This is a genomic window from Nocardiopsis codii (assembly GCF_036327455.1).
Classification (GTDB): domain Bacteria; phylum Actinomycetota; class Actinomycetes; order Streptosporangiales; family Streptosporangiaceae; genus Nocardiopsis; species Nocardiopsis codii.
The window spans coordinates 1-1271 of sequence record NZ_JAUZMY010000077.1 but is presented as its reverse complement, the minus strand read 5'-3'; the positions used below and the strand labels follow the sequence as shown (position 1 = coordinate 1271).

Below are 1271 nucleotides of genomic sequence, written 5' to 3'. Positions count from 1 at the left end.
CTGGGCGCCCACCGTGAGCGAGACCCGCCCACCCCGATAGGACGACACCTGGGGGCGCGGCCGGTCGGTGGGCAGCACCAACTCCTCCGGGAGGTCCTGCAGGCGGGTACGCCAGTAGTGCAGTTCCCGTTCGGCAAGGGTCCCCGCACCCCGGTCCCGCTCCTGGCCCTGTCCCTGCTCCGAGACCTGCCCCGGATCCTGGGTCTGTCCTTGTGGTTGGTCCTGTCCTTGCTCCTGGCCCTGGGCCCGGGTCTGCTCCGAGACCTGTTCCTGTGGTTGGTCGAGGAGTTCGCGTTGCCAGAGGGTGTAGTCCACGTACTGCACCGGCAGCGGATCCCAACCGGGAGCCTGTCCCTGGAGGCGGGCCTGGTAGGCCTGGCCCAGGTCGCGGGAGAGCGGTCCCATGGACTGTCCGTCTCCGGCGATGTGGTGCACGACCAGGACCAGGACGTGCTGGTCGGGGGCGGTGCGCAGCAGGTGGGCGTGCAGGGGGACGTCGGTTTCCAGGTCGAACAGGTGCCCAGCATGTTCGGCGACCAGTGCCTCCACCTCGTCGGTGGTGCAGTCGGTGACCTGTAGTCCGACCAGGTCCGGGGTCGGGGCCAGGACCGTTTGGGAGGGCTCCCCGTCGTGCTCGGTGAACACGGTCCGCAGCGCCTCGTGGCGGTGGACGACGTCGTTGAGGGCGGCGTGCAGTGCTGTGGTGTCCAGGGGGCCGTCCAGACGTGTGACGACCGGGACGTTGTAGGTCGCCGAGGGCCCTTCAAGACGGGACAGGAACCACAACCGACGCTGCGCGAACGACAACGGCGTCGACTCGGACCGAGCTCCGGCCGGCCTCAACACGGGGAGAGCGGTGTGTGAGTACTGGCGGAGAACCTCACCGAGTTCGGCCACGGTCGGTGCGTCGAACACGACCCGCGCCCCCAGGTCGATACCCATCACCTTGCGAATCCGGTTCGCCAGGCGAGTCGCGAGGAGGGAGTGGCCGCCCAGAACAAAGAAATCATCATCGACACCCACCCCCTCGACCCCCAACACCCCGGCGAACAACGCGCACAACACCTCCTCACGCACACCACGCGCGCTCCGACCCCCACCCGCGACCAACGCCGAGAAATCCGGGACAGGCAACGCCGCCCGATCGAGCTTGCCGTTGACGGTCATCGGCAACCCCCCCGACAACACCACCACCACAGCCGGAACCATGTACCCCGGCAACACCCCCGCAACCCGCTCCCGCACCACCACCGGATCCACCAACTCACCCA

Annotated in this window: 1 protein-coding gene; it reads right to left on the bottom strand. The window is 68.5% G+C overall.

The features are described 5' to 3' along the window. A partial coding sequence (locus tag Q8791_RS31695; RefSeq protein ID WP_330095544.1) for a condensation domain-containing protein occupies nucleotides 1-1167 on the bottom strand: 1167 nt, incomplete at its 3' end. Between the last annotated feature and the right edge of the window lie 104 nt (nucleotides 1168-1271).